Genomic DNA, 4,447 nt, shown 5'->3' with positions numbered 1-4,447 from the left:
GCCCCCCGCAGCACCACCCAGTCCCGCCACCTCCTGGGCACCCACACGGTCCTCCGCCAAAGCGTGCGCCGCCTGCCCTGACCTCACCCCGGCCAGGCCCCGCGACCGGGCCCCGGGGGCCGGTCAGGCCACCCGCAGCAGCGTCTTACCGGGAGCCGCTACCCCGGCCGCAAGGCCGGCGACAGCGCCGGCGACGCCGTCGAGCGGGAACCCGGCCCCGAGACCGACCCGGACACGCCCCGCGGCCAGCAGCTCCAACACCCGGCGCCCGCCAGCCGCGCGGGATGCGTCCGGCTCAGCAGACTGCTGCTGTACGCCAGCACCGAAAGCCCCCGCATAAGTGCCTGTTCCCAAAGGTCCATGGGGTGTTCTGCCAGGTCAGGATTCGAACGGCTTGGGGAGGACGACCCGTGCGCGTACGACTTCGCCCGCGGCCCCAGTCGCTCAGCCACCAGAGCAGCCGCTGGTGGGGCGTGCGACTGGCCCACCTGCACGCCCACGACCAGATCACGCACCTGGACGCCGACAGTGAACTCGCCTACCCCGAGAACGCCACCTGGTGGCTGCTCGCAGACGACGAACGCGACCTGGCCAAGCGCTGCGACGCCCTCTTCCTACCCGGCCCACGGTGGGACGGCACCGAGGTCAGCGAACCGAAGTCGCCCTCGGCCTGGGCCGCTCTGCATGACCAGTTCCAGAGGCTGCGGCGAGAGCGAGACGAGCAGGCGGTGTGCAAACGGACCGCAGCCGGCTTCGCCGCGCCTCGGAGTTGAGCTCGCCGAAGGAGGACTAGTGGCGAGCGCTGTCACGAACGTGACGGTCCAGGCTCGTCCACCACTGGGAGAAATGTGCGGCGCGAACGGCGCGCGGACGCTGCTCGGCAACCAGGCGCATGAGCAGGTCGAGCTCTCCGGCCATCGCGAAGCCGTACACAAGGCGCTTGAGGACATGATGCTGCTCAGCAGCTCCGTGCGCGGCTCCCAGGTTCTGGTGGAAGACCGCGCGCCAGTAGCTCTCCGGGCTGTGTCCCTCGATGTGCGCCAAGGCGTGGACGGCCGCGATCGAGACGGTCTTGGGCAAGCCGGGGGCCAGTGTAAGTTCGGCGACCCGAGCACGCTGGCCGGGCCCGCCCAGGACGCGCAGGGCGTGCAGAAGCGGAACCGCGCGCGCCTCCGAGCGCGCGGTCTCCGGCCGCCTCAGCTCCGCGGCCAGGGCCGCGGCGATCCGTGCACCGTACGGGCTGGCGTTCAGCATCATCGCCGCGTAGAGACGTGCGTCTGCGATCGGGTGGTGCAGCAGGTCGTCGACGAGGGCGTCCAGAACGTCGGCGGGATGCGCCGGGGTGTCATCGTCCAGCCGGGCCAGAACCCGGGCGACGGTGACCGCTGCAGTAGAAGGGTCAGCGATCGAGCCGTGCGTCACGATGGAACGGGCGGTCGGCCCCTGCTCGGCGGCCGAAGCGGTCAGTCGCGCAGCATAGGCAGCGGAAAGCGGTAATCGGTGCAGGAGAACCGTTGCGGCCTCAGTGATCGACGACGAATGGGTCAAGCGCGGTCCGGTCAGCACCCCGTCCACCACCTCCACCAAGGTCCGCGTCTGGCTGGCGGTGAAGTGGTGCTTCCGGACCTTGCGCGCGGCGGCCAGCAGGGCGCCGTACTGCGTGTCAGCGGTGGTGGGGTCGGTGAGTTGACGCAGCACCCCTCGCCCAGCGTCTGGATGGGGGCTGGCATCCAGCGCGCAGACCACCTCGATCAGGCCGGCATGCTCGGGCTGCTCCGCGATCTCGGTACATGCGGCAATGGTCTCCGGCCCCCACAAGGGATCGGCGAGCAGCCGATTCAAGGCCTCGAAACGGCGCATCCACGAGACGCCGCTGGCCACTAAGGTCTCCTCCAGCAGGCGCCGAGCGACCAAGTGCCGAACCCGGCCCGGGGAGACACGCCCGCTGCCGTAAGCCGCCCATCGCGTCAAGTCGTCCCAGTCAGTGCCCGTGAGCACGCCGCTGTCCAGCACACGGTCAAGCAGCGGCTCCGGCGTGGCCACAGACGCCTCAAGAGGTCGAGTACCCTCACCCCCGCGCAAGAACAGATCCGCCGTCGGCCCCCCCTCATGACGGGCGATGGTCTGGATCGGCGCCAGCAGACGATGCGGGCTCAGACCAAGGACATCCTCGTAGCGACGGACGGCCGCGGCGGTCACCGGCACCCGGCCCGTCTCCCACCGCGACACGGAGCTGGACGACACACCTCCCGCGTGGATCCGACCCTCGCTGTAGACACGGGCGAATCCTGTCACCCGGTGCAGCACCGGATCGGCATGGCATACACGATGTGCCCTCAAGAGCCAGCCTGCCTGTACCTGCCAGGCCGTCCAGCCGATGAACGCTGGCACGGCCGCCGTTCGCGCCATGATCCCCCCGGATGAGCGCCATCCCGCCCGGGCAACCTGGGACCCCTCACTGTGGTCCCACTTCCTCCCAGCGGTGAGAGGTTTTCCGGACATTCCGATGCGATGCATGACGTATTAGGAGTGGCCCGAGATCCGCGGCTCTTAGCACTCCCGCAGGGAAGTCACAACGGCCGTTGCACGGCGATTGACAGCGCGGAACGTCACGGCTGGCGAAGTTCCCCGCACCTACAACAGATCTATCCAGCAACGCGGCCGAAGTTGCGGGCACCCACTGCGCAGCGTCCGCAATCGGCCCACCCCTACAGGAGGCAACCCGTCGTGATCACCAGACTGCTCAGGTTCTGGAAGCCCGCCCGCCACATCCGCACGCTGGCCGCCGCCGGCGTCCTCGTGACCGGAAGCCTGACCGCCGGCATCCTGAGCACGACCACCGCAAGCGCTGCTGCCGTGCACACCATCGTCGACTACACGCCCGTGGCCATGGCCCCCTACAATTCCAGCACGACTTACGGGCTCAACAACGGCACCGACATCTGGATCTCCTGCTACCTGATCGGCGACACCGTTTCCGGTCCATATGGGTCGGAGAACGTCTGGGACATGCTGTCGGTCGGCGACCCTGGGCACTTCGTGCCGGACGCGGACGTCTACACCGGCTCCAACTCCCCCATCGTTCCGCGCTGCGCGGCGGTCCCCGGAACCACCATCGGGTCCAACACCCTCGCTGTCCGCACCGGGCCGGGTGACAACAACGCAACCGCCGAGTACATAGCGCCGGGCAACAAGGTGGAGATCACCTGCTACCGCACGGGCACCTACGTCACCGGTCCCTACGGCACGGAGAACTACTGGGACCGGCTCACGCTCGACAACGACGGCTCAGCCGGCGAGTGGCTACCCGACGCACTCGTTTACACCGGCTCCAACTCGGCTGTGGTGCCCGTCTGCCCCTGAGTGCCTGCTTCCGAAGCCCCGGCGGCCCGGAGCCGCCCGACCGCGCGGCAGTGCCGTGCTCCCGGCACCTGAGTGCGGGGGCAGGGCGCTGTCGCGCCACGCCTGGCGGCGCCCACGGCGAGGCGGTGATTTGGATACCGGTGCGCCCGAACTGCCACCGGCCGGGCGTCGCAGGAAACCCGGGGCGACCGCGGCCGCGACCTGGTCCTCGCGGGTCAGTTCGGCCACCGCACGGACCTTGTCCTCGTCCCTGACCTGCGCGACCACCGACGGTCGCCGCAGCAGGTCGCCGGTGACCGCCGCGGCGACCTCATCGTCCTTCGCCAGCGTGTGGATCGCGCTGATCTTCTCCTGCGGGGTGACTGGTTTGGCGACCTGGCGCCCGACCCGCCGGCTGGCCTCGTCCGGTGTCCACCGGGCAGTGCCCTCGGGCGGGGTGAGCACCGCGGCGAATCGCTCCTCCGGGTCGGAGATACCGGCCGGCGTCCGGTGGATCGTGAACGACACCCCCTTCACCCGGTGCTCGGCCGGCCACTTCGACGCGGCCCAGCGGGCGCCCTCCACCGTGCGGTAGGACACGGCGATGTCCTCGGCCAGGCGGTGCAGGGAGTCCCTGACCGTGAACAGTTCCTCGGCCGGGGCCGACCCGCCGCGGCCCCGCATCGGTTCGACCTCCAGCCACCTTGCAGAACAAGGACCTGATCCACCGCGAGGCGTCCCCGATGCACGCGAAGGTCCTGGTCGCCCGCCTCACCGCGGCCGGCACCGCCCAGCTCGACCACGCCCACCAGGAGATCAACGTCCTGGAACGGCAGCTGTCCGACACCATCAGCTCCGCCGAGCACGCGGCCCTGTGCGACCTGCTCGACCGGGCGACGGCCACGCTGGTCGACCAGACCCGCCGCGCGAGACGGCCGCGCGGCTATCAACGCAAAAAAGCGTCAGCCCCCGTGCAAAGCACGGGGGCTGACGCTCCATCAATAATTGTTCGGCGGTGTCCTACTCTCCCACAGGGTCCCCCCTGCAGTACCATCGGCGCTGAAAGGCTTAGCTTCCGGGTTCGGAATGTAACCGGGCGTTTCCC

General features: G+C 69.7%; 4 protein-coding genes and 1 rRNA gene. 2 read left to right on the top strand and 3 right to left on the bottom strand.

Going from position 1 to position 4,447, the window contains the following annotated elements:
- The first annotated feature begins 410 nt into the window (after window positions 1–410).
- Window positions 411–773 (top strand): hypothetical protein, encoded by a 363-nt coding sequence (locus V7E46_RS32675; protein WP_333771795.1) that lies wholly within the window; start codon window positions 411–413, stop codon window positions 771–773.
- Between the two features lie 16 nt (window positions 774–789).
- On the opposite strand, the gene V7E46_RS32670 is transcribed toward V7E46_RS32675, so the two are convergent.
- The gene (locus V7E46_RS32670) at window positions 790–2,409 is read right to left on the bottom strand and encodes a helix-turn-helix domain-containing protein (RefSeq protein WP_333771794.1); all 1,620 of its coding nucleotides are present in this window, start codon (window positions 2,407–2,409) and stop codon (window positions 790–792) included.
- Window positions 2,410–2,727: 318 nt separating this feature from the next.
- On the opposite strand from V7E46_RS32670, the gene V7E46_RS32665 reads away from it, so the two are divergent.
- Window positions 2,728–3,363, top strand: coding sequence for a hypothetical protein (locus tag V7E46_RS32665; protein WP_333771793.1), 636 nt, complete (start codon window positions 2,728–2,730; stop codon window positions 3,361–3,363).
- On the opposite strand, the gene V7E46_RS32660 is transcribed toward V7E46_RS32665, so the two are convergent.
- Both V7E46_RS32660 and rrf read right to left on the bottom strand, forming a co-directional pair.
- Complete coding sequence (locus tag V7E46_RS32660; RefSeq protein ID WP_333771792.1) at window positions 3,304–4,026, bottom strand: DUF6192 family protein; 723 nt, start codon at window positions 4,024–4,026, stop codon at window positions 3,304–3,306. The genes V7E46_RS32665 and V7E46_RS32660 overlap by 60 nt on opposite strands.
- Window positions 4,027–4,349: 323 nt before the next feature.
- Window positions 4,350–4,447 (bottom strand): 5S ribosomal RNA (rrf, locus tag V7E46_RS32655); the annotation flags it as partial.

This window comes from Streptomyces sp. IBSBF 2435 (genome assembly GCF_036815005.1).
Classification (GTDB): domain Bacteria; phylum Actinomycetota; class Actinomycetes; order Streptomycetales; family Streptomycetaceae; genus Actinacidiphila.
Note: the sequence above shows the minus strand (reverse complement) of the source record. Positions and strands in the feature narration are given on the sequence as shown.